Raw genomic sequence first — 22,701 nt, forward strand, 5'->3', positions numbered from 1 at the left:
GTGAACGGGCAAGCCGATACGCTGGCGAGCCTGCCGGTTACCACCCTATCGGGAGTGGGCCCGGCGCTGGCCGAAAAACTCGCCAAACTCGGGGTCCGGACCGTACAGCAGCTGTTATTTCACCTGCCTTCACGCTACCTTGACCGCACTCGCGTGCAGGCTATCGGGGGCTTACAGCCAGGCATTAGCGCCGTCATTGAAGCCGAAGTACGCGCCGCCGATGTGGTGTACGGGCGGCGTCGCTCTTTGGTGTGCCGAATACAAGACAACACCGGCACCCTTACCTTGCGTTTTTTTCATTTTACCGGCGCGCAAAAACAACGTCTGGTCAAAGGCGCGCGGGTGCGCTGCTTTGCCGAGGCACGCCGCGGTGCCAGCGGGCTGGAGATGGTTCACCCAGAATACGAGCTGCTGGCCGATGGCGACCATAAACCGCTGGCACAAAGCCTAACCCCCCACTACCCAACCACCGATGGCTTGACCCAGCCGCGACTGCGCACCCTTACCCAGCAAGCACTGGCGCTGCTCTCGCGCTACCAACTCGAAGAGCTGCTGCCCGAGCGCGTGCGTAAAACCCTCGAGCAAATACCCCTGGCCGAGGCGCTCGCCCTACTGCACAACCCACCCAAAGACGTCGACCTACACCAGTTGGCAGAGGGCATTCACCCGTTTCAGCAGCGGTTAGCTTTCGAGGAGCTACTGGCCCATCAACTGAGTATGCTGCAGTTTCGCCAAGGTATTCGCAGTCAGCGGGCGCCGCCGTTGCACCCGGCAGCCGAATTACAACAACAGCTTTTAGCCCAGCTCCCCTTCGACTTAACAGGCGCTCAAGCAAGAGTAAGCGCTGACATACAAAAAGATCTACGCCAGCCCGAACCCATGCTGCGGCTGGTGCAGGGGGACGTCGGCTCAGGCAAAACCGTGGTCGCGGCGCTGGCGACACTGGCCGCCGTGGCGGCGGGCAAACAGGCGGCCATTATGGCGCCCACCGAAATTCTGGCCGAGCAACATCGGGTTAACTTTAGTGCCTGGCTTGAGCCTTTGGGTATCAAACTGGGCTGGCTCAGCGGCAAGCTGGGGCAAAAAGCGCGACGCGAGCAACTGGCCGCTATCGCCAGCGGCGAGGCTCAGGTGGTGGTAGGTACTCATGCACTGTTTCAGGAAGAGGTCGAATTTGCCGACTTGGCACTCGCCGTAATTGACGAGCAGCACCGCTTTGGCGTCCACCAGCGCTTAGCACTGGGAGAGAAAGGCGCGCGCGGAGAATGCACCCCGCATCAACTCATTATGACCGCGACCCCCATCCCCCGCACATTGGCCATGAGCGCCTACGCCGATTTAGACTGCTCGGTGATCGACGAACTACCCCCCGGCCGCACCCCAGTCACCACGGCAGTTATCTCCGACCAGCGCCGCGAGCAAATCATCGAGCGCGTACGCGCCGCTTGCGCGGCGGGCCGCCAAGCGTACTGGGTATGCACCTTAATTGAAGAGTCAGAGTCTCTGGAGGCTCAAGCCGCCGAGGCAACGGCCGATAACCTGAGCGAACAACTCCCTGATTTGCGGATTGGCTTGGTTCACGGGCGCCTAAAGGCGGCCGAGAAAGAAGCCGTGATGAGCGCTTTTAAGGCCGCTGAGCTAGACTTATTGGTGGCCACCACCGTTATCGAGGTGGGCGTCGACGTACCCAATGCCAGCTTGATGATTATCGAAAATCCCGAGCGGCTGGGGCTATCGCAATTGCATCAACTGCGTGGCCGTGTCGGCCGCGGACGCGATGCCAGCCACTGCGTGCTACTGTACGGCACGCCACTATCGCGCAACAGCAAGGCGCGCCTTAAAGTTATGCGCGAGAGCTCGGATGGTTTTTATATCGCCGAACAAGATTTAGAATTGCGCGGCCCCGGCGAAGTACTCGGCACCCGACAAACCGGCCAAATGGAGTTTCGGGTAGCCGACCTCCAGCGCGACAGCCATTTGCTGGACGCCGTGCGCGAGGCCGGAGAATTAATTATTGCGCGCGACCCCGTGCGGGCCAGCGCCATTATCGAGCGCTGGCTGGGTGGACGTGAGCGCTATCTGGGCGCGTAAAATGTTTTAAGCAAGCACCAACCGAGCGTGACCCAGATCACACTTTAAGTGCAACCGTAGCCGCTGCGTCAAATAGGCTTTATATTGTCAGCAAGGGCGCCGTGCAAACAACGATAGTTCGCCCAATGAGCACAACGACCAGGAGAAATTTCAGTGCCAGTACCTACCAGTGTCGAAACACTGCTCAGCAGTCAAAACATTACTTACGATTTGGCCTCGACCGCCTTTGAGGGCGAAGACCCGCTTATTTGGCACCAACAGCACTTGCGTCAGCAAGGTGCGGCACGCTCGATCCTGCTGCAGGATGACATCGGCCGGGTGCAAGTCGTATTGGGCGCCGACCGGCTATTGGATTTAACCGCCGTGAACCGGCATTTAAACCGCGAGCTGCGCGCCGCCGACGCGAGCGCCCTACAACAGTTTTGCGAGGCGAACCAATTTCAATCGGTGCCAGCTCTGCCACAGGTTGCGGGCCTGCTGACTTTGGTGGATGAACAACTACTCGAGCGCGACAGCTTACTGCTGGACTCGGGCGACGACACCCAACTCATTCGGGTGCACGGCAATGAGTTTCAACAAATCTTAAAAGACGCCGTTGTCTGCCAACTATCGGCGCCTTTAGCACCGCTGGAAGCCGATGACAGCGACGCCGATGATTTAGCGCAAATAGAGGGCGCAATCAGCAACTTTACGCAGCTGCGTATTCGCCAACGTTTAGAAGAGACTTTAGAGCTGCCGCCGCTTTCGGACACCGCACAGCGTATTATCAAACTGCGGGTCGACCCTAACGCCGACATATCGGATTTAGCACAAATCGTCGAGACCGACCCAAGCCTGGCCGCACAAGTCGTGAGCTGGGCCGCGTCGCCTTACTATTCGGCCCCCGGTAAAATTAAATCGATTCACGATGCCATTGTCCGGGTATTGGGCTTTGATATGGTGCTCAATTTGGCCCTTGGGTTGGCGCTGGGTAAAACCCTGCACTTGCCCAAAGACGGCCCCAGCGGCGAGCTGCCCTATTGGCAGCAAGCGGTGTATATGGCGGCGACTATCGAGGGGCTGGTCACGGCTATTCCCCGCGAGTCGCGCCCCAGCTTTGGCATGGCCTACCTTACGGGCCTGCTGCATAACTTTGGCGCATTGATTATGGCCGAGGTGTTTCCGCCCTATTACGCACAGTTTTGCCGCCTGAGCGAGGCCAACCCTCACGTCACCCCACAGACGATTGAACGCCATATACTCAATATGAGTCGCGATCAAATTGCCAGTAAGTTAATGGAGTTGTGGTCAATGCCCGAGGAAGTCGTAACCGGGCTGCGTCACCAAAGCAATCCGAATTACCACGGCGAAAACGCTATCTATGCCAAATTAGTGTATCTAGCGCGCATGTTGTTACGCCAGCACAATATCGGCACCGGCCCCTGCGAATCCATCCCCGACTCACTGCTGGATGAACTACAGCTAACCCGTGCCAAAGCCGAGGCCACTGTAGCCAATGTGATTGAGTCGTCTGACGATTTAGAGCATATCGCCAGCGCTCTCAACCAAAACTAAAAGGCCAAACTAGGCGTCCCGGTTGCGATAGCAATCCTCGTCTAGCAGATTCTCGCTCTTGGCCACCACGGTGGTCACAGCGGCGTCCCCGGTAATATTCACGGCGGTGCGGATCATATCCAGCAGTCGGTCCACGCCAATAATGAGCGCAATCCCTTCTTCCACAGGCAAGCCCGCCTGCTGTAACACCATGGCCAAGGTCACCATACCCACGCCCGGCACCCCAGCAGTACCAATTGATGCCAAGGTGGCGGTTAATACCACCATTAAATAACCGGCGATGCCCACTTCAATACCGTAGGCCTGAGCGATAAACACCGTCGCCACGCCCTGCATAATTGAGGTGCCATCCATATTGATGGTGGCACCTAGTGGCAGGGTAAAAGAGGCGGCTTTGTTGTCGACCCCGAGTTTGCCCTCAACCGTGCTCATGGTAACGGGTAACGTGGCGTTGCTGGAGGCGGTGGAAAAACCAAACACCATCACCGGGTACATTTTGCGCAAAAATATGAGTGGGTTAAGACCCGACAGCAGTTTGAGCAAGCCCGGATACACCACCAAGCACTGCAACACTAAAACACCCGCCACCGTTAAAAAGTAAAACAGTAGGTCCTGAAAAACCCCAAACCCCATGGACGCGAACAGCTTGGCCAGTAAGCAAAACACCCCGTAAGGCGCCAGCTGTACCAGCATCATAATCATGCGCAGTACCACATGGTTTAAGTTCTCAAAAAAGCTCGCCACCGGCTCGCCTTTGTCACCACTTTTGGCAATGGCCACCCCCAGCAATACCGAGAAGACAATCACCTGCAGCATATTGCCCTCGGCCATCGCGGCCACCGGGTTGCTGGGGAAGATATTAATAATGGTCTGCTTTAGCGACAGGTCGGTGTCCATGCTGAGCGCGCCAGTCGCCTCTAAATTTAGCCCCAGCCCCGGCCCCAATAGGCTGGCTACCGTAATCGCCAAGGTAATAGCGATGGCGGTTGTGAGCAAATACAGGCCGATGGTTTTAACTGCCAGCCCGCCCATCCGCGCCTGGTTGCCTAGCGTTGCGGTGCCGCACACCAGCGAGACAAACACCAGCGGCACCACCAACAGCTTAAGTGAGGCGACAAAAACCGCCCCGACCGTGTCAAATAAACCCGCAACCAGATACACCTGCACCCAGCTGTCCGCTTCGCGCCCGGTAAACAGGTTAAGCAGCAAACCGATGACGATGCCCAGCACCATGGCCAGTAATATTTTTTTGGTCAGACTCATAAACAATCTCTTACTGCGTGGGGCGCACATTCGTCGCCTTTATTCTTAACCTGCGAGGGTACCCCAGCGAACCGCAATTGTCCTGTGCTGTTAACCCCTACAGCTGCTAAAATGCCGCGTTTAACCCCAGTAGATCGAGGTATCGTTTGACCCAATCGCGCGCGCTACTACCACGCCCGGCAATATCACGCGGCGCGCCTGGCCGGTTTGCCCGGCGCGGGCTAGGGCTTTGGCAGCCGGCGGCCCACACCATTAGCGTGCCCCAACCGTTACGGCACTGGCTGTTCGATGACAGCTCGCTGACCGCCAAGTTACGCAAACGCAGTGCCGGGCAATTACAAGTACAGGTATTGCGCCAGTACTGGGGGCTGCCGACCTTATCGGAGCGCCGCACCCTTAAACAAAGCCGCAGCACCGCCCTGATTCGCGAGGTGTTGTTGCTGGGGCCGGATGCCATTCCGTGGGTGTATGCGCGCAGTGTATTCCCCGCCGACAGCCTAACCGGCCGCTTGCGCCATTTACGCAAGCTCTCCAACCGCCCCCTGGGAGGCTTTTTATTTAGCCATCGGCAACTGGGGCGCTCACCCATGCAAATCGCCCAGCTACCACCTCACGAGCGGCTTGTGCCCCCCGTGGTACAGGGAGATGATATGCTCTGGGGCCGACGCTCAAAATTTTTTCTATTCGGTAAAACCTTACTGGTTAGCGAAGTGTTTCTGCCCGCGCTGATCGACTCCCGGACGAGACAACATGATTGATACCATCTGCCATCGCCTAACGCTGTACGCACAACTCACCCGCTTAAACCGCCCGATTGGCTGGCTGCTGGTGTTCTGGCCCACGCTGTGGGGGCTGTGGCTCGCCGCTGATGGTAAGCCGCCGGTGCATCTGGTGATCATTTACAGCGTGGGCGCTATCGCTATGCGCTCGGCCGGCTGCGTGATCAACGACTACGCCGACCGCAACTTTGACGGCCACGTTGAGCGCACCAAAGACCGCGTGCTCGCTACCGGCAAAGTCAGCGTCAAAGAGGCGTGGGCGGTGTTTGCCGCGTTAGTGCTACTGGCTTTTATTCTGGTGCTGTTTACCAACACCCTAACGCTGTATTTGGCCTTTGGCGGGCTGGCACTGGCCTGTAGCTACCCCTTTATGAAGCGCTACACCCATTTGCCACAAGTGGTACTGGGGGCAGCCTTTGCCTGGGGCATACCCATGGCATTTGCCAGCGTGCAAGGTGAAGTGCCCGAACAGGCATGGCTGATTTACTTTACCGTGGTGCTCTGGACCATCGTCTACGACACGTTTTACGCCATGGTCGATCGCGACGACGACCTGCGCATCGGCATTAAATCCACCGCCGTGTTGTTTGGCGATCAAGACCGCGTGATTACCGCTAGCTTGCAAGTATTGGTGGTGCTTGGCTTGCTCTTGATGGGCTCGCGGTTTGAGCTAAACGGCCTGTACTACATCGGGGTGGCCGTGGCGGCAGGGCTGTTTGTCTATCAACAGCGGCTGATTCGCTACCGTCAGCGCGGCCCCTGTTTTAGCGCTTTTCTCAACAACAACTGGGTCGGTGTCGCCGTTTTCACCGGCATTATTGCAGGCCTAATAAAGTGGTAAAAACTCTCAGTTTTACCCGCAAACTGGCTTTGGCGGTAAAATTTACCGCCGGGCTGTCATAAATATGCAACAATTTAACCATTAAATACGCTTGCAAAGAAGGGGGCGAATCTACGCTGATAGGTTATCAGCCGCAGCCACCGCTTCACTGATTATCCGCAATTGATGGAACATACAGGCAGGCACTATGACAAGTCGCACCATCCTTATCGTTGACGACGAATCCGCAATCCGCGATATGCTGCGTATCGCCCTCGAGATGGCCGAATACCGCTGCCTAGAGGCCAGCAATGCACAGGATGCTCACGGCCTGATCGTCGATGAAAAACCCGACTTGATTCTGCTTGACTGGATGATGCCCGGCACCAGTGGCATCGAGCTGGCGCGGCGCTTAAAGCGCGACGAAGTTACCGCCAACATCCCCATTATTATGCTCACCGCCAAAGGCGAAGAGGACAATAAAATCCAAGGGCTAGAGGTAGGCGCCGACGATTATATTACCAAGCCTTTCTCGCCTCGCGAGCTGGTAGCGCGCCTTAAAGCGGTGCTGCGTCGCGCCGATCCGCACGCCAACAGCCACCAACCCATACAGGTTCAGGGCTTGTGCTTAGACCCGTCCAGCCACCGCGTTACCATTAACGAGCGCGAAGTGGATATGGGTCCCACCGAGTTTCGTCTGTTGCAGTTTTTCTTAACGCACCAAGAGCGCGCTTACACCCGCAGCCAATTGTTAGATCACGTTTGGGGTGGTAACGTCTATGTCGAAGAGCGCACCGTCGATGTTCATATCCGCCGCCTGCGCAAGGCGCTAACGGTCGATCAACACGAAAACTTAGTCCAGACCGTACGCGGCACGGGCTACCGCTTTTCGACCAAGGCCAGCTAAAAGCCTCTGATCACGCCGATACAGGACTGACACCATTTTGCTACAGGGATTCAATGCCGAGCTGAAACGCTTGGCCGTTATCTTTATCATCGCCGTTATTATCGGCATGCTAATTGACCAGCTTGCGTGGACCTTGGTGCTCTTTGCCTTTTGGTATATCGGCTGGTGCCTGTGGCAAATGCTGCGCCTCAATATCTGGCTCAACGGCAGTCGCAAAAGCCAACCGCCCGAGGCGACCGGCCTGTGGGGCGACGTATTCGATGCCATTTACCACTTACAGCGCCGCCAAAAACGCGAGAAGAAAAACCTTCAGGCGGTTATCAATCGCGTGCAAGAGACCACCTCGGCCCTTAAAGACGGCGTAATTTTGCTCGACTGGCGCGGTTACCTCGATTGGTGGAACCCTGCCGCCCAGCGCTTACTGGGGTTTTACAACTCAGATCAAGGCCAATCGGTCATTAACTTTATTCGTCATCCGCGCTTTGTCGATTACTTTGAAGCGGGCGATTACTCCGAGCCGCTGGATATCCCCTCGCCGCGCTTTCCCGACAAGCGCTTGCAGTTTCAAATCACCCGTTTTGGTAAAAACGAGCGCTTGATTGTGGTGCGCGATATCACCCAAATTTACCACTTAGAACAAATGCGCAAAGACTTTGTCGCCAACGTCTCCCACGAACTGCGCACGCCGTTAACCGTAATTAGCGGTTACTTAGAAACCATGGCCGACAACAATAAGACCCCCACCTGGGACAAGCCGCTGGAGCAGATGCAGCAGCAGTCCAAGCGCATGTCGCTGTTAATTAACGATTTGATTATGCTGTCTAAGCTGGAAACCACCGATACCGGGTTTAACCAAAAGCGCGTCGAGTTAGAGCCTTTGCTGCAAACCGTAAAGTCCGAGGCCGCCGTGCTCAGCGACGAAAAGCAACAAACTCTCACCCTTGAATGCACCCCCAAGTTATCGATCATTGGCAACGAAAAAGAGCTACACAGCGCGTTCTCTAACTTAGTGGTTAACGCCGTCAAATACACCCCCGAGGGGGGCAAAATTGCCATGCGTTTATGGCGCAGTGGCCCACGTATTTACTATTCGGTCAGCGATAACGGCGTCGGCTTTGACGCCAAACATATTCCGCACTTAACCGAGCGGTTCTACCGTGTGGATGCCAGCCGCAACAGTGGCACCGGCGGCACCGGGTTAGGGCTCGCAATCGTCAAGCATGTATTGCTGCGCCACGATGCCGAGCTGCAAATCAACAGTGAAGTAGGTAAGGGCAGCGTCTTTACTTGCGTGCTACCCGCCAACGACACAACCCTGTCATAATTTTTTAACGACAATCGCCTATCGACGCATCAAATCGGGTTAAACTGTAGGCAAACCCGATCCCTTTTGGCGGAAACAGATAGGCAGCATGAAATTATCGCTATTACTTATAACCCTCTTGCTCATCAGCGGCGCCAACGCGGCTGATACCCCCTCTGCGGCAACGTTTAGTGTTAAAGGCCGCCAGTTGTTTGATGCCTGTGGCGAGCACTTCGTGCCCATGGGACCCAATCGCATGGTGTTTTGGCTCGACCGCACCGGGTTATCGAGCTTTAGTGAGATCGCCAAAACCGGCGCCAACACCGTGCGCATCGTCTGGAGTACCGAAGGCAAACCCGCCGAATTGGACGCTGTGTTAAAAAATGCGTTTAAGCAAAAACTGTTTCCTATTATCGAGCTGCACGACGCCACCGGCGACTGGTCTAAGTTGGACTTACTGATCGACTATTGGACGCAACCCGAGATAGCCGCCACCATCGCTAAACATCAGCGCTACACAATTGTTAATATCGGCAATGAAGTGGGCGACAAAGTCGCCCTTGATGCGTACACCAAAGGCTACACCCGCGCCATTACCCGTTTGCGCGAGTCGGGCTACCGTGTACCCTTAATGATCGATGCACCCGGCTGGGGCAAAGATATCGACACCTTACAAGCGGCGGGGCCAGCGCTGATAAAAGCCGACCCGCAAAAAAATATTTTATTGTCGATCCACATGTGGTGGCCCAAAATGTGGGGCTTTGATGCCGCCCGGGTACGGGCCGAAATGCAAGAGTCTGTCGATGCCGATTTACCGCTCATTATTGGCGAGTTTGGCGATCGCTGGGATGACAGTGAAGGCGGCGCGATTCCCTACCGCACCATTGTGCAAACGGCTCTGGAATTTGACATTGGCTTTTTGCCTTGGTCATGGGGCCCGGGCAATAAACCCCAAAAACATCTAGACATGAGTGACGATGGCACCGTCGAAGGATTAACCGGCTGGGGCCGCGAAATTATGCTCGACGAAACCTACGCCATAGCCCGCAACGCCAAGCGCACCCACTTACAAAATACCGGCGAATGCCCGTAACCGGGCGCGCCAAAAATCGGAGCGACTATGAACCTACCGGAAAATCAGTTGCGCGATAACAAACGCAGTAATTTTTTGCGCCGCAACTACGACAAAGTAAAACACAAATACGCCGGAAAAATTCGCCACAAAGCCATTGAACGGGCGCGCACTCGCATTTATTTGCACGGCCGCAAGCCAGAAGATTACGAGCCGGATGTGCTAGAGGTTATCGTCAAAGAAGAAGAAGACAAAATCATCAGCGAGTATAAATCCCGCGGTATCGTAGCGTTGATTGCCGCGCTGGGCTTGAGCTTGTTTCCGTAAGGCAGAGGGTAGGGCGACGATATGTTTCGGTTTCTCGCTAAGTCGGCTTTAGCCACGGTTATTTGGAAGCGCTACCGGCGCCCCATCGTATCGACGCTAGCGCTGTTTATCAGTTACTTTTTTATCGCCATGGTTCACAGCGATTACGTCTCGTGGGCAACCACCACAGCGCAACACGACAACCTTTGGGCATCGTTTGTGGTTAAGTGGCTAGCGCTCATCGGCATTACACTTTTATATTATTGGTTTAATACCCGCAGCCTGGCAAAAATCAATAACGAAACCGATGCCGAGCGCCACACAAAACCTCACAATAAACAATCGCGCCGTACGGCCCATCCGCCACCCGAGGCGGCAGGCCCAGACCCTTTTGCCGATATTCGCAGCAAAGACAAACTGCGCAGTCGCGCCGATGTCGCCATGGAACAACCCAGACAAAACCACAAACACCACTAAGGACTTTCATGAGTTTAACTAAGCGCGTGATAATAAGCGCTCTACTGCTTTTGGTTAGCCAGTTGTCAGCGGCGAGAACCGCCGACCAACAAGCACTCGCTCTGTTCGAGCAATTTTTTGAAGAGCAAGTATCTCTTAGCCCCATGTACCAAACCCATTTAGGGCGCAAAACCCACTATGGCGAATGGGACGATATTAGCCCCGCGCAAAGTGCGCTGTATCACAGACTCAACCAGGATCAACTCACCCGATTAAACGAACTCGACAGCAGCAAGCTCAATGCCGATAACCAGCTCAGTGTCGAGTTAATGCGCTTCGAACTTGAGCAAGATATTAATAGCTACCAATGGCGCGATTACAACTACCCGGTCAACCAGATGTTTGGCCTACACGCCACCGTCGTTTCGTTTTTGATCAACTCACACCAAATTACTAACGTCGATGATGCGACCGCTTATATCTCGCGCCTGCAAGGGGTTAAGCCGTTACTGGAACAATTAAGCGTTAACCTTAAGCGCCGTGCACAAAAGGGCATCTTGGCTCCGGCTTTTGTCTACCCACAAGTGCGCAGCGACATCGTCAATATCACGACCGGCAAACCATTTAATCAAGACGCCAGTGAGTCGAGCCCGCTCCTGGCCGACTTTACGCGCAAAATAGATGCGCTTGAGATAACGCCTGAGCGACGCACACAATTACTGAGCGACGCAAACCAAGCACTACTCAAAAGCGTTCAGCCCGGCTACCAACAGCTGTTAACGGTGTGGGACAAACTGGCCGAACAAGCTGACACCCGTGACGGTGTGTGGAAGTTTCCCCAAGGCGATGCCTACTATCAGTTCGCACTGGCGAACATCACAACCACCGACATGAGTGCCGACGAAATCCACCAGCTGGGACTGGCCGAAGTTGCGCGCATTCACGCCGAGATGGAGCATATTAAAAAGGCCGTAGGCTTCGCTGGCAGCTTGCCGGAGTTTTATAAAAAGTTGCAGGACGACCCCGAACTCTACTACCGCGACAGCGACGCAGGCCGAGCGCAGTACCTTAAAGACACCCGCGTCCTGATCGACACTATGCGCGACCGCTTGCCCGAGCTATTTGGTCACTTACCTAAAGCCGATCTACGCGTAAAAGCGGTGGAGCCGTTTCGCGAGAAGTCGGCCGGTAAAGCCTTTTACCAATCGCCTGCCGCCGACGGCTCGCGCCCGGGTATTTATTACGTCAATCTGCACGACTTAAGTGCCATGCCCCGCTACCAAATGGAGGCACTCGCTTACCACGAGGCCTTGCCCGGCCACCACATGCAAATTGCCATTGCCCAAGAGCTTTCCGATTTACCGGCGTTTCGCCGCCACGGCGGCTACACCGCCTACACCGAAGGCTGGGGCCTGTATGCCGAGCAAGTGCCCAAGGAAATTGGCCTTTACGCCGATCCATACTCTGACTTTGGTCGCTTAAGTTTTGAGCTATGGCGCGCCGTGCGTTTGGTGGTAGATACCGGCATCCACCACTTAAAATGGACCCGCGAGCAAGCCATTGATTACTTTGTCGCTAACACGCCTATGATTCGCGATGACGCGCGCCGCGAGGTGGAGCGCTATATCGTTATGCCGGGTCAGGCCACCAGCTATAAAATCGGCATGAACGCCATACTCGCGCTGCGTACTCAAGCCCAAAGGGAACTAGGCGATGACTTCTCCCTCAAAGCCTTTCACGATCAAATACTGGGGGCCGGCGCGCTGCCATTAAGCATTCTGGAGCGGCGCATACAACGCTGGATAGCAACCCGCGCGGACGAGCCGCAATGACGGTGATACAATTGCCGACCTATTCGCACTGAACCTGTTTACCGACCATCAAGAGGCTTTATGCACACACTGATTCGCACCGCGCTTACTTTGCTACTCACGACCGTCGCGCTAAATGCCCACGCCGATTTAAAACAGCTGGGGACGGACTTTCGCACCATGATGTCAAACTACACCATGAACCAAGCCATAAAGCAGCGCTGCCCGGATATTACTTTACCCGAAATGCAATCCCGGCCTACCGTCGAGAGAGCCATGCAAAATAAGCTTGGTATTCAGAATTACATCCAGCTGATGATGAGCATCAATAAATCCGACGACAAAAAAAATGCACTGGCCACCGTCGATAAGCTCTGGGAAAGTATCGAAGGCTGCGAAGACCCCAAGCTAACTGCCGCACTGGGCCGCATTGCCAAAGCCCACAGTGAAGCTTATGCCCGTTTTGAGTCCGAGCCGGCACTTGTTAAACCCAAAGACGTACCTGTGCCAATGCGCCGGCGGTAATATAACCTTCGCAGCGGCGCGTACCATTGTGACGCGCCGCTTGCCTTACCCCCGTAATGGCGCCTAAGATCTTATAAATAAAAACTTCTCTTACCTTTGGTAAGCCCATGAGCGACGCCCAAGATTTGCTGCTGGATATGATCGCAGCCCTGCCCGACCCGGTGTTTGTGTTAACCGAGTCAGGGCGTTATGTGGCATTGCTCGGAGGCCACGATCGCCAGTACTATCACGACGGCTCACACCTGGTAGATTTCACCCTCAATGACGTTTTACCGGCAGAAAAGGCCGACTGGTTTCTGCAAGAGATACGCACCACTATCCACCAAAACCGCTTACGTATCGTGGAATACAGCTTGGCGGGCCGAGATGTCTCGGGGCTACCGACCGATACCGGCCCAAGGGGCGACCTTTGGTTTGAGGGGCGCGTTCAGCCACTGGCCAACCCTATTAATGGCGAGCGGGCAGTCGTGTGGGTCGCCTCCAACATTACCGAGCGCCACGACCTCCAGGGGCAACTGCAAACTTTAAGCGAGACCGACGAACTCACCGGGGTCTACAATCGCCGTAAACTATTGGCCGAACTTGAGCAAAATTTTGCCAAGTTTCAGCGCTATCACACGCCGTTAGCGCTGCTCATTTTTGATATTGATTATTTCAAGCTCATCAACGATCAGCACGGCCACCTATTTGGTGATCAAGTGCTGCGCGATCTGGCGCAGCAATGCCAATCCCAGCTGCGCGAGCCGGACACGTTAGGGCGTTTTGGCGGGGAGGAGTTTGCTCTAGTATTACCCAACACTGAGCTTAAACAAGCTTTGCAACTGGCCGAGCGGTTGCGCCTCGACTGTGAGCAAATGCGTTTTGCCAGCACCACCAATAACGCGGCCATCACGATCAGCATTGGCCTCAGCGTTGCCACCAAAACCGATCGTGACATTACCGACCTACTCAGACACACCGACGACGCGCTCTATCGCGCCAAACACGCCGGGCGCAATTGCGTAAAATACCGCACGCCGGATACTGGCAGCCCGCCCTCGATGGATCTATAGTTTACAGTGGTGCCCAACCGACAACTCTCACTCTACAGGCACCTCTAACGTCGAGGTAAGCTATGCAGACACGCTCCCAATTTCGCCTTATCCTGCTGATAGTATTCGCTGCTTTTAGCACCCTTTGCCAAGCCGCAGCCGTCGAGGGGCGCTGGATCACGATCGATGACCGCGACGGCAGTCGCAAAAGTATCGTCACCCTAAATTTAAACGCGGCGGGCGAGCTACAGGGCACAATCACCCAGCTCTTGCGCGAAGAGGCCAAAGGCTCACGGTGTGAAAAATGCCCCGAGGACTTTAAAGGCCAGCCCTTAGAGGGGCTAACGTTTATGTGGGGGCTAACCCGCGAAGCCGAGGGCGAGTGGGCTGGCGGTAGCATTCTCGACCCTAAAACCGGCAAAATCTATAAAGCCAAGCTGGAGCTCAACGAAGGAGGCAACAGCCTGACGGTACGCGGGTTTATCGGTATATCACTGTTTGGCCGCAGCCAGACTTGGGAGCGCTATACCCCCTAAGTCCAAATAGCGGTGCCAAAGCGTATCGACCACTATGGCGCCGCTTGATCGTTAGGCACGCAGCCTTCATCACCGGCAGCCATAGAGCCGAGGCTAATTTCCGCAATATGCAGCTCCAAAGCGCCCGTGGTGCCGATGCTAAAGGGCGAAGCCACTTTGCTTAGATCAAGTCCGTTGGCGGCAAAGCAATCCAGCGCCAAAGGCAGCGCCATCCACTGACCACGAGGCATCCCCCTGAGGTTATCCGCCACATCAACCTCGGCTTCACAACCTTCACCACAGCTCATTTTGACCTTAACGGAGCCGGGCACCCGGCTCTCAACTTTAAGGGCAACTATTAGCTCGGCGGCCTGCTCAAACTTAGATAAATCCACGCTGCGGCCACTAATAGCGACACCGCCCCAATTATCTTTACGATCCCATTTCAGCTTGATGGCATCGGGGAACTGCTCAGTCGCCGCACTCGACATACGAACCTTGCCGCTACTGCTTTTGCCTTCGTTAGCCTCTAGCGGTTGCCACCAGTTACCCGGATCAGACAACACCCAGTGCCAGGCATCGGGCGTCTGGCCTTTGGCAAAATAGATAAAAGTGGGGTTCAGAGGCGCCTGATCGACGGCTAAGGCGGCAGTACTAGGCAATAAGGCTAGGGCGACACCCATTACAATGGTACGAAACATTCAATCATCCTCACGATTATTATTAATTATGTGATGATTAATATTATGCTTGGCACTGTAGAGCGTCAACCACGAGATGACTGCTTAAAAAATGACCCAGCTAATAGCAAAGCCGCCCATCACATTGTGCTCGGTTTCCACCAGCGGACTATCGCGAAAGTCCGTCCCCTGCAAATTAGAGTAGCGCAGATAAAACGCAAACCAATAATCGCTAAAGCGCCGGCTTAAAGCCGCCTGAGCATTAAAACCATTGTAGCCACTGCTCGCCTCATAAGCTGGCCGACCGGGTAGGGCGTACTCTGGCTTAACCGTGTAGTAATAATCGTGGTATTTACCCGAGGCAAACACCGGCCCCGTGCGGGCGGTCCACTTCCAACCGCCTTTGATGGACTGTTTATAGACCAACGATGGGGTACTCACGACCCCAATATATTCGGGCGAGCCGTCACCCAAAGCGATGACCGCCCGCAGCGGCAACGAGAGCGAGAAGCCTTGAGAGAAATTAGGCCCGGTTAAATTAACCTTAACCGCGGGCCCCGCCTCTAGGGTAGAGCCAAGCTCTTCCATCCCCTCGCGCAGTTCGTTTTTATCGCTGTCGGGGGTTACCGACACGGCCATACTGGCGGTTAGCTCCAGCGCATCGGTGCGTAAAAAGTCGCCCTGCAAACCGTCACCGTCGGTACGAAACACCGGCCCGCGATACACCACGTAAGGAATCGGGGCGATATAATCGCGATAGGATTTGGAGCCGCGATAGTCCGGGCCATATAAACCGCCCACTCCGATGCCCGCTTCCCAGCGTTTTTCGGGTTCTTCTTTCACCAAGCCAGCACTCCTGTGTGGCTCAGTTGTGGCCTCTGGCGCCGTTTGCGCGTGCGTCGCGAGCACAAAACAACTGCCAAGTACAGCAACCCACCCTTTGTATAGCAATCTCAATGCAACGTCTCCTGGCCAAAGAGTGCGCGAATATCCGCCGCGCTATAGCGATAAAGCTGGTTACAAAATTGACAGTCGATCTCGATTTCACCTTTTTCGATTAACAGTTGCTCGACATCACTCTGCCCTAACGACTTCAACGCCTCGGCACTGCGCTCCCGTGAGCAGCTGCAGGCAAAGTGGATAGCGCTGGGGCTAAATAGCCGCAAGGACTGTTCGTGAAACAACCGGTACAACAGCTGGTTGTGATCAACCCGCCGCAACTCGTCGCTCGATACGGTGTCGGCTAAGGCCTGAGCGGTGCGCCATTGATCGGCGTTATCCTCGGCGCTGGCCGCTAGCTGCTGCGGCAATGCCTGCAACATAAGGCCCGAGGCCGCGTCCTGATCGGCCGCCAACCAAAAACGCGTCTCTAATTGCTCACTTTGGCGAAAATAGTGCTCTAGGCAGCCCGCCAGATCATCGGCCTCCAGGGGCACCACGCCCTGATAGCGCTCCCCTTTTGCCGGGTCAAGGGTAATGGCCAACACGCCACCCCCGAGCAAATCGGGTAGGGTAGCCGCCTCGGCGTCAATCTCACCATCGGGGGCGGGGCGCACAATCGCCCGAATCTCATTGTGGTGGCTACATTCGGCCATCACCAACGACAAAGCACCCTCACCGCGGGCTTGTAACGTCACCACACCATCAAATTTTAATGTGCTCGACAATAGCGCCACCGCCGCGACAAATTCGCCCAACAGTGCCTGTACAACCTTAGGGTAATCGTTGTGCGCGAGAATCTCTTGGTAGCTGGCACCAAGCGTTACTATCTCACCGCGAATATCACAGTCATCAAAAATAAAGCGGTGCAGTAAGTCGTTGCTGATCATAGCGGGTTCCAAAACGGGTAAAATGCGCGCTCGCGCGAAAGGTCGTCGATAAAACGAGGCAAACTCTAGCTGGATTCATCCATGTTCATGTTGCGCTGAAACCGGTGAATCTGGCGCCGCTCCTTTTTATTGGGACGGTGGTCACTGACAATAAAACTCCCCAATCCCGCCTTGCGCTCGGCCGCACGCTGCTCGCGCAAGACAATACTATCCTCGGTTTCGCGGTACAGCAGCTGTGCCTCGGGGGCGCCACGCCGCTTATCCGACAGTGCGAGCACCTCGACGGTTTTATCATCCCAACCCTGACGAATAGTGAGCATCATACCCACTTCCAGCTCGCGACTGGGTTTAATACGCTGACCGTCGGCATTGATTTTACCACCTTCTATGGCAGCTTTGGCGAGGCTTCGGGTTTTAAAAAAGCGCGCCGCCCACAACCATTTATCGACGCGGACTTTAGCGCTGGCAGGTTCAGCCACGGGGCACCTCCGGCATAATTTCACTAAAGTGCTCAATCGCAGGGTAGCCCGCAACGCGGCGCGCCACTTGACTGTCCGGTTGGTGAATCGCCAGTAAATGGGCAATGCCAAAATCCCGCGCCGAATCCAGCACCCGCAACGTATCGTCGACAAATAGGGTGCGCGCTGGATCAAACGGCTCGCGCGCGGCCAGTGAGCGCCAGAACTCTTGCGCTTCTTTGGCGTGTGAAAACTCGTGGGAGGAGACGATTAAATCAAAGTGCTTGTCGATCTGGGTGACCTCAAACTTCAGTGACATGCTCTGCGGATGGGCATTGGTGACCAGCATCACGTGTTTACCGGCGGCGCGCAAACGATCGAGAAACTCCTCGGTGTGGGGGCGTATCTGAATTTTATGTTTAATCTCTTCTTTTAGCGCCCGGATATCCAGCTCAAGCGCGTCGGACCAAAACTCTAGGCAGTACCACTGCAAGCTGCCCACATGCTCGTCGATGCGTGCCGCGAGCTTGGCGCGGGCAGCCTCAAAATCGACCCCGTGGATCTCACTGTAACGGGCCGGCAGGTGATGCAGCCAAAAGTAGTTATCGAAATGCAGATCGAGCAAGGTACCGTCCATGTCCAGCATAACGGTATCAATAGCTTGCCAATCGATCATTGTGTACCTCTAGAGTCTGGGCTCGGGCGCCATTGGTGGCACCCATAGATTAACGCCCAGAGTTACCCTAGACGCTACTGTTGCTTGATTTTATCACTTTCCGCTAGGCCAGATACAACCTCAATATTAATACCGTCAGACAGACCTACTTCAATTTCGCGCCGCGCAAACTGCTGCGGCGCCGTTTGTACCTCGACAAAATACTGATCCTCTTCGATCAGTAGATTACTTTCGTTGATCGCCAACACATCTTCACGCTTATCGAGCACGATATCGGCATTGGCGCTGTAGTTGGCGCGCAGAAATAACTTATCGGACAAAGTCACCGCAGCGCGAATTTCAAACTTAATGGTGCCCTGATCATCTTGCCCCTGCGGCGAGATATACTCCAATACGGCCGAGAAGGGCTCCCCCTCCAGGGCGCCAACATCGAGCAGCAGCTCCATCCCCTCGCTAATTTTTCCCACCTCGGCCTCGTCTACCAGGCCTTCAAAAATCATATCGGTCATATCCGCCAGCGCAGCAACGGTGGTGCCGGCACCATAGGTGCTCGACTCAACAATAAAAGCACCCTCTTTATGGGGAACATCCAAAATCATACCGTCCGCCGTCGCGCGAATCATATTGGACACTAAATCAGACTGACGGGTTGCCCCTTCGCGAATCAACAGTAAATTATTCTCGGCCGAGTGCATCGACTCTTTCGCTAACTCGTAGCTCAGGCGAAACTTGTTATAGGCTGACACCGACACTAACTCTTGCTCCAAGAGATTTTTCTGTCGATTCAGCTCATCTTCGGCGTTGTTAAAACTAATGCGCGCACTCTCAAGCTGCGACTCAGCGTGGTTAAGCGTCACCATATTGGGGGCCATCGATATTCTGGCCACTAAATCGCCTTTCTTAACGGTTTCGCCAGCAGTCACGTATAACTCATCCACAACGCCGGACACTTGCGAGGTAACGTTAACCTGTTTACGCGGAATCACCTTGCCGGTCGCCACCGTCTTTTTCACAATCGTGGTGGTAAACGGCGACGTTGTTTCATACACCACCGGAGCCTCTTGTGATTTCTGATACAAAAATACCGCTGTACCAACAAAAATAACGGCTATTAACAACAGAAAGAACATCCATATAAATTTTTTCATAACAGTTAACTCAATAAGTAATGATGTACGTTGTATGTTATTCGTCTTGCAAAGCAACAATAGGGTTAACCGCCGCCGCTTTGGCCGCCGGCAACAAAGAGGCCAGCACGCCAGAAACAATCAAAACCAGCACAGCAATCAAGGCGGTCGTAAAATCCACTGACGGCCTGGCAAACATGTCCGCGCCGCCGGTCATCTCTAAAATATTAGCAACACCCGCCAGTAAAAAAACGCCAACCACTAAGCCAAAATACCCCGCAACCGCCGTAATCAGTACTGACTCTTGCACAATCATCGACACAATCGACGCCGGCGTCGCGCCCAGCGCTTTGCGCACACCTATCTCGCGGGTGCGCTCTTTCACCACAATCAACATAATATTGCCCACCCCAATAGCACCGGCGGTAATCGTGCCTACCGCCACCAGCCAACTAAAAAAGTTAATACCGGTAAACAACCCTTGAATTTTGTCGTACTCCACCTGCAAGTTAAAACTGCCCAATACGCCAACATCATCGGGGTGCACGTCTTTGCGCTGATACAGATACTTTTTAACCTCTTGTTCGGCAACACTGGCATGAATGCCGGGTTTGGGCTGAATCACAAAACTGCCAATCCAGCCGGACTGATTAAATGCGTGGCGCAGAGTATCGTTAGGAATATGTATTTTTTCTTCATCCTGCGAATTATTGCCGCGCTGCTGCGAGTCAAACGTACCCACCACTTGAAAATTAATACCGGCAATACGGATGTTAGCGCCAATCACCGGGTCGCCGGCATCAAACAACTGCTCTTTAACTCGCGCGCCAATAACCGCCACTTTGCGCTTATCGCGATCATCGATTTCGTTTAAGTAGCGCCCCTGCGTTACGGTAACCGAATTGATCGGCGCCATCCCCGCGTGCGAGCCCTGCACAAAAAAAGTCCCACTATTATTTTTATGCACCGTATAAGGCGGAGTACCCGACCAGACTCCGATACTGTTTTGCCCGTAAACCTCGCGCACACTGGGCACGTCGCGTTTAATCGCCGCTACATCCTCTGGTTTAAGCGTCACGCGGCGGCCAATAGGTAAACCCTTATACGGCAGCTGCGTGGTGCTACCACTCCAAATAAAAACATTGTTGGGCGATGCCGGAAACCCATCCATAACGCCATTGCGTAATCCCGTGCCGGCACCGAGCAACACGGTGAGCATAAAAATCCCCCAAAACACACCAAACGCGGTTAATGCGGTACGCAATTTATGCTGTGCAAGCGAGGTGAGTATTTCTTGCCATTTATCGAAATCAATCACAAGCTGTGTCCTTGATTCATCACTACTCCGCCTTCATGGCTTCAACGGGCATAATGCGCGCCGCGCGCATGGCCGGAATTAAACCCGCTAGCGCGCCCACCACAATCAGTAACACCACGGCCGTTACCGCCGCCTGAAAATTCACCTCGGGGCGGCGAAAAAACTCCAACTCGGCCCCCGAGACTTTTAAGCCGTAAGCCATCAACTCGACCAATCCCACCCCCAACACTAAGCCGCAGTAACCGGCAATACTGGTCACCAACACCGACTCCATTAACAGCGTACTGACAATACTAAAAGGCGTGGCACCAAGGGCTTTGCGAATACCAATCTCGCGGGTGCGCTCTTTAACGGTAATAATCATAATATTGCTGATACCGACAATTCCGGCGGTGAGAGTACCGAGACCGACAAACCAAATAAAACCATTAATGGCCACAAACAGGCCTTTCACCATTTTTGCCGGTTCGGCAAAGTTAAACGATTGAATCGCGCGGCGATCATCCGGTGATACCCCATGACGCTGCTTAAGTAATTTGATGATGCGCTCTTGCACGGCAAAACCATCGGCGTCGGCATCGGGGCGCGCCCAAATAGTATGCACTTGGTTACCACGCCCAAAAGTTTTAGCAAAAGTACTGTAAGGCACATAAACACGCTCGGAATCGCGACCGTTATTGCCCCGGTCGTGAAATACGCCGACCACCTTTAAATGTACATTGTTAACTTTAATCCACTCGCCTACCGGGTCAGCACTCGCACCAAACAAGCGGTCTCGTACACTGGTGCCAATAACAGCAATTTTTCGGGTATTAAGCTCATCCAGTACATTGATGGTACGGCCGGCCCGAAAGGGAACTTTATCGCGAATTTTAAAAAACCGATCATCAATGCCGTAGGTTTCAAACATGCCTTGTTTATTGTGGTACACCACCGATCCCTGACCCATCGAGTTGGCACCGGTCACATAGCGCAGGCCTTCAACCTGACGGCGAACTGCCTCGATATCCTCGTTGGTATACATGATTTTTCGCCCCAGCCCCCGGCCCTGATACGCCACCGACGTGGTCCCGGTCCAAATCACAATCGAATCGAGTGACTCATCGCCAAAGGTATTCATCACTCCGTTTTGCATCCCGCGGCCGGCACCGAGCAATAAAATCAGCATAAAAATGCCCCAAAACACACCAAAGGCGGTTAGGGCGGTACGCAATTTATTTTGCCGTAGGGTAAAAAGAATCTCCTGCAGGCTATCCCACATTCTTAAGCCTCCGCAGGCGCCGCTTGCAAGGGCTCGCCCTCGGCATTCACCACACGGCCATCGCGCAAAATAATTTGCCGCTGGGTCTGATTGGCAATGTCCTGTTCATGGGTGACGATCACAATGGTATTACCCATTTGATGCACTTGATGCATCACCGCCATAACCTCATCGGTAGTTTTACTGTCGAGCGCACCGGTAGGTTCGTCAGCGAGAATCACTTTGGGTTGCGTTACCAACGCGCGGGCCATCGCCACCCGCTGCTTTTGTCCGCCCGACAACTGGTAGGGCATATGCTCGGCGCGATCGGCCAAGCCCACCATATCTAAATACTCCAGCGCGCGGGCGTTGCGCACTTTGCGGCTGACTTTTTGGTAGTACAGCGGCAGTGCGACATTCTCCAGCGCGTTTTTAAATGGCAGTAAGTTAAACGACTGAAACACAAAACCGATAAATCGATTGCGTAAATCGGCGGCTTGACGCTCTTTAATATGATTGATTGGATGTCCGGCGAGGGTGTACTCGCCACTGTCGTAGTGATCCAGCACCCCCAGAATATTCAGCAAAGTCGATTTACCCGAGCCGGACGACCCCATAATAGAAACCAATTCGCCCTCGGCAATATGCAGATCAATGCCCTTTAGCACATGCAAAGACTGCTCGCCGGTCCGGTAGTATTTATGAATATTATTTAACCTGATCATGCAAACGTCCCGTTGGTTTCATGCGCGTCCTGTCGCGCGAGCTAATCATCAGACGCACCCACAACCGTTTTAGTTGCACCGGCGCCTTGGGAAAGGGGTAGCTTGAAATCTGTACAACTGAGAGTTGCGGGCCTATCCCTAAGCTATTTTTGAGTGAATCTAGGTTTATCTAAGTGGCAACGCCGACATTTATGGTCGTGTTTATAGGGCGCTTC

At 54.4% G+C, this 22,701-nt stretch carries 23 protein-coding genes; 13 read left to right on the top strand and 10 right to left on the bottom strand.

Going from position 1 to position 22,701, the window contains the following annotated elements; translation table 11 throughout:
• The gene (gene recG, locus ACGHAD_RS16720) at positions 1 to 2,091 is read left to right on the top strand and encodes an ATP-dependent DNA helicase RecG (RefSeq protein WP_382414607.1); all 2,091 of its coding nucleotides are present in this window, start codon (positions 1 to 3) and stop codon (positions 2,089 to 2,091) included.
• 153 nt (positions 2,092 to 2,244) lie between these two features.
• Positions 2,245 to 3,645 (top strand): HDOD domain-containing protein, encoded by a 1,401-nt coding sequence (locus ACGHAD_RS16725; protein ID WP_382414605.1) that lies wholly within the window; start codon positions 2,245 to 2,247, stop codon positions 3,643 to 3,645.
• A gap of 9 nt (positions 3,646 to 3,654) precedes the next feature.
• Here the strand turns inward: ACGHAD_RS16725 and ACGHAD_RS16730 are convergent, their stop codons facing one another.
• The gene (locus tag ACGHAD_RS16730; protein WP_382414603.1) at positions 3,655 to 4,908 is read right to left on the bottom strand and encodes a dicarboxylate/amino acid:cation symporter; all 1,254 of its coding nucleotides are present in this window, start codon (positions 4,906 to 4,908) and stop codon (positions 3,655 to 3,657) included.
• Between the two features lie 146 nt (positions 4,909 to 5,054).
• Here ACGHAD_RS16730 and ACGHAD_RS16735 point away from each other — a divergent pair, with 146 nt between their 5' ends.
• From ACGHAD_RS16735 to ACGHAD_RS16785, 11 genes are all read left to right on the top strand, one after another.
• Positions 5,055 to 5,666: a chorismate--pyruvate lyase family protein gene (locus tag ACGHAD_RS16735; protein WP_382414601.1), complete on the top strand. Its 612-nt coding sequence runs from the start codon at positions 5,055 to 5,057 to the stop codon at positions 5,664 to 5,666.
• The gene (gene ubiA / locus ACGHAD_RS16740; protein WP_382414599.1) at positions 5,659 to 6,528 is read left to right on the top strand and encodes a 4-hydroxybenzoate octaprenyltransferase; all 870 of its coding nucleotides are present in this window, start codon (positions 5,659 to 5,661) and stop codon (positions 6,526 to 6,528) included. Before ACGHAD_RS16735 ends, ubiA begins: the two co-directional genes overlap by 8 nt.
• A 187-nt stretch (positions 6,529 to 6,715) precedes the next feature.
• The gene (gene phoB, locus ACGHAD_RS16745) at positions 6,716 to 7,414 is read left to right on the top strand and encodes a phosphate regulon transcriptional regulator PhoB (RefSeq protein ID WP_339616649.1); all 699 of its coding nucleotides are present in this window, start codon (positions 6,716 to 6,718) and stop codon (positions 7,412 to 7,414) included.
• A 37-nt stretch (positions 7,415 to 7,451) separates the two neighbouring features.
• Positions 7,452 to 8,738, top strand: a complete 1,287-nt coding sequence (gene phoR / locus ACGHAD_RS16750) for a phosphate regulon sensor histidine kinase PhoR (RefSeq protein WP_339616648.1) — start codon at positions 7,452 to 7,454, stop codon at positions 8,736 to 8,738.
• A gap of 88 nt (positions 8,739 to 8,826) precedes the next feature.
• On the top strand, positions 8,827 to 9,810 hold the full coding sequence (locus ACGHAD_RS16755) for a glycoside hydrolase family 5 protein (RefSeq protein WP_382414597.1): 984 nt from the start codon (positions 8,827 to 8,829) through the stop codon (positions 9,808 to 9,810).
• Between the two features lie 27 nt (positions 9,811 to 9,837).
• Positions 9,838 to 10,116, top strand: coding sequence for a dihydrouridine synthase (locus ACGHAD_RS16760; RefSeq protein ID WP_339616646.1), 279 nt, complete (start codon positions 9,838 to 9,840; stop codon positions 10,114 to 10,116).
• A gap of 21 nt (positions 10,117 to 10,137) precedes the next feature.
• Positions 10,138 to 10,572, top strand: a complete 435-nt coding sequence (locus ACGHAD_RS16765) for a hypothetical protein (RefSeq protein ID WP_382414595.1) — start codon at positions 10,138 to 10,140, stop codon at positions 10,570 to 10,572.
• A gap of 8 nt (positions 10,573 to 10,580) precedes the next feature.
• A complete protein-coding gene (locus ACGHAD_RS16770; RefSeq protein WP_382414593.1) occupies positions 10,581 to 12,383 on the top strand; it encodes a DUF885 domain-containing protein in 1,803 nt (600 codons plus the stop codon).
• 60 nt (positions 12,384 to 12,443) lie between these two features.
• The gene (locus ACGHAD_RS16775; RefSeq protein WP_382414591.1) at positions 12,444 to 12,887 is read left to right on the top strand and encodes a hypothetical protein; all 444 of its coding nucleotides are present in this window, start codon (positions 12,444 to 12,446) and stop codon (positions 12,885 to 12,887) included.
• A gap of 107 nt (positions 12,888 to 12,994) precedes the next feature.
• The gene (locus ACGHAD_RS16780; RefSeq protein ID WP_382414589.1) at positions 12,995 to 13,939 is read left to right on the top strand and encodes a diguanylate cyclase; all 945 of its coding nucleotides are present in this window, start codon (positions 12,995 to 12,997) and stop codon (positions 13,937 to 13,939) included.
• Between the two features lie 62 nt (positions 13,940 to 14,001).
• Complete coding sequence (locus ACGHAD_RS16785) at positions 14,002 to 14,454, top strand: DUF2147 domain-containing protein (RefSeq protein WP_382414587.1); 453 nt, start codon at positions 14,002 to 14,004, stop codon at positions 14,452 to 14,454.
• Positions 14,455 to 14,486: 32 nt separating this feature from the next.
• Here ACGHAD_RS16785 and ACGHAD_RS16790 read toward each other — a convergent pair whose 3' ends face one another.
• The 9 genes from ACGHAD_RS16790 to ACGHAD_RS16830 all read right to left on the bottom strand — a co-directional run bounded on the left by ACGHAD_RS16790 (position 14,487) and on the right by ACGHAD_RS16830 (position 22,486).
• Complete coding sequence (locus ACGHAD_RS16790; RefSeq protein ID WP_382414585.1) at positions 14,487 to 15,134, bottom strand: putative glycoside hydrolase; 648 nt, start codon at positions 15,132 to 15,134, stop codon at positions 14,487 to 14,489.
• An 84-nt stretch (positions 15,135 to 15,218) separates the two neighbouring features.
• Positions 15,219 to 15,956 carry a MipA/OmpV family protein gene (locus ACGHAD_RS16795; protein WP_382414899.1) on the bottom strand — a complete coding sequence of 246 codons (738 nt, stop codon included), beginning with the start codon at positions 15,954 to 15,956 and terminating at the stop codon, positions 15,219 to 15,221.
• Between the two features lie 110 nt (positions 15,957 to 16,066).
• Complete coding sequence (hslO, locus tag ACGHAD_RS16800; RefSeq protein ID WP_339616638.1) at positions 16,067 to 16,942, bottom strand: Hsp33 family molecular chaperone HslO; 876 nt, start codon at positions 16,940 to 16,942, stop codon at positions 16,067 to 16,069.
• Between the two features lie 65 nt (positions 16,943 to 17,007).
• Positions 17,008 to 17,421 carry an RNA-binding S4 domain-containing protein gene (locus ACGHAD_RS16805; protein WP_382414583.1) on the bottom strand — a complete coding sequence of 138 codons (414 nt, stop codon included), beginning with the start codon at positions 17,419 to 17,421 and terminating at the stop codon, positions 17,008 to 17,010.
• Entirely contained in the window at positions 17,414 to 18,076 is a 663-nt protein-coding gene (gene yrfG, locus ACGHAD_RS16810) for a GMP/IMP nucleotidase (RefSeq protein ID WP_339616636.1), read from the bottom strand. Before yrfG ends, ACGHAD_RS16805 begins: the two co-directional genes overlap by 8 nt.
• A gap of 74 nt (positions 18,077 to 18,150) precedes the next feature.
• On the bottom strand, positions 18,151 to 19,224 hold the full coding sequence (locus ACGHAD_RS16815) for an efflux RND transporter periplasmic adaptor subunit (protein WP_382414581.1): 1,074 nt from the start codon (positions 19,222 to 19,224) through the stop codon (positions 18,151 to 18,153).
• A gap of 37 nt (positions 19,225 to 19,261) precedes the next feature.
• Complete coding sequence (locus ACGHAD_RS16820; protein WP_382414579.1) at positions 19,262 to 20,521, bottom strand: ABC transporter permease; 1,260 nt, start codon at positions 20,519 to 20,521, stop codon at positions 19,262 to 19,264.
• Positions 20,522 to 20,543: 22 nt separating this feature from the next.
• A complete protein-coding gene (locus ACGHAD_RS16825; RefSeq protein ID WP_382414577.1) occupies positions 20,544 to 21,782 on the bottom strand; it encodes an ABC transporter permease in 1,239 nt (412 codons plus the stop codon).
• A gap of 2 nt (positions 21,783 to 21,784) precedes the next feature.
• A complete protein-coding gene (locus ACGHAD_RS16830) occupies positions 21,785 to 22,486 on the bottom strand; it encodes an ABC transporter ATP-binding protein (protein WP_382414575.1) in 702 nt (233 codons plus the stop codon).
• Between the last annotated feature and the right edge of the window lie 215 nt (positions 22,487 to 22,701).

This window comes from Gilvimarinus japonicus (genome assembly GCF_042847215.1).
Classification (GTDB): domain Bacteria; phylum Pseudomonadota; class Gammaproteobacteria; order Pseudomonadales; family Cellvibrionaceae; genus Gilvimarinus; species Gilvimarinus japonicus.

Excerpts from the sequence above, each read along its gene's own strand:
- ACGHAD_RS16730 (WP_382414603.1), bottom strand. The coding sequence starts at position 4,908 with ATGAGTCTGACCAAAAAAATATTACTGGCCATGGTGCTGGGCATCGTC.
- ubiA (WP_382414599.1), top strand. The coding sequence starts at position 5,659 with ATGATTGATACCATCTGCCATCGCCTAACGCTGTACGCACAACTCACC.
- phoB (WP_339616649.1), top strand. The coding sequence starts at position 6,716 with ATGACAAGTCGCACCATCCTTATCGTTGACGACGAATCCGCAATCCGC.
- ACGHAD_RS16755 (WP_382414597.1), top strand. The coding sequence starts at position 8,827 with ATGAAATTATCGCTATTACTTATAACCCTCTTGCTCATCAGCGGCGCC.
- ACGHAD_RS16760 (WP_339616646.1), top strand. The coding sequence starts at position 9,838 with ATGAACCTACCGGAAAATCAGTTGCGCGATAACAAACGCAGTAATTTT.
- ACGHAD_RS16765 (WP_382414595.1), top strand. The coding sequence starts at position 10,138 with ATGTTTCGGTTTCTCGCTAAGTCGGCTTTAGCCACGGTTATTTGGAAG.
- ACGHAD_RS16770 (WP_382414593.1), top strand. The coding sequence starts at position 10,581 with ATGAGTTTAACTAAGCGCGTGATAATAAGCGCTCTACTGCTTTTGGTT.
- ACGHAD_RS16775 (WP_382414591.1), top strand. The coding sequence starts at position 12,444 with ATGCACACACTGATTCGCACCGCGCTTACTTTGCTACTCACGACCGTC.
- ACGHAD_RS16780 (WP_382414589.1), top strand. The coding sequence starts at position 12,995 with ATGAGCGACGCCCAAGATTTGCTGCTGGATATGATCGCAGCCCTGCCC.
- ACGHAD_RS16785 (WP_382414587.1), top strand. The coding sequence starts at position 14,002 with ATGCAGACACGCTCCCAATTTCGCCTTATCCTGCTGATAGTATTCGCT.
- ACGHAD_RS16790 (WP_382414585.1), bottom strand. The coding sequence starts at position 15,134 with ATGTTTCGTACCATTGTAATGGGTGTCGCCCTAGCCTTATTGCCTAGT.
- hslO (WP_339616638.1), bottom strand. The coding sequence starts at position 16,942 with ATGATCAGCAACGACTTACTGCACCGCTTTATTTTTGATGACTGTGAT.
- yrfG (WP_339616636.1), bottom strand. The coding sequence starts at position 18,076 with ATGATCGATTGGCAAGCTATTGATACCGTTATGCTGGACATGGACGGT.
- ACGHAD_RS16815 (WP_382414581.1), bottom strand. The coding sequence starts at position 19,224 with ATGAAAAAATTTATATGGATGTTCTTTCTGTTGTTAATAGCCGTTATT.
- ACGHAD_RS16825 (WP_382414577.1), bottom strand. The coding sequence starts at position 21,782 with ATGTGGGATAGCCTGCAGGAGATTCTTTTTACCCTACGGCAAAATAAA.
- ACGHAD_RS16830 (WP_382414575.1), bottom strand. The coding sequence starts at position 22,486 with ATGATCAGGTTAAATAATATTCATAAATACTACCGGACCGGCGAGCAG.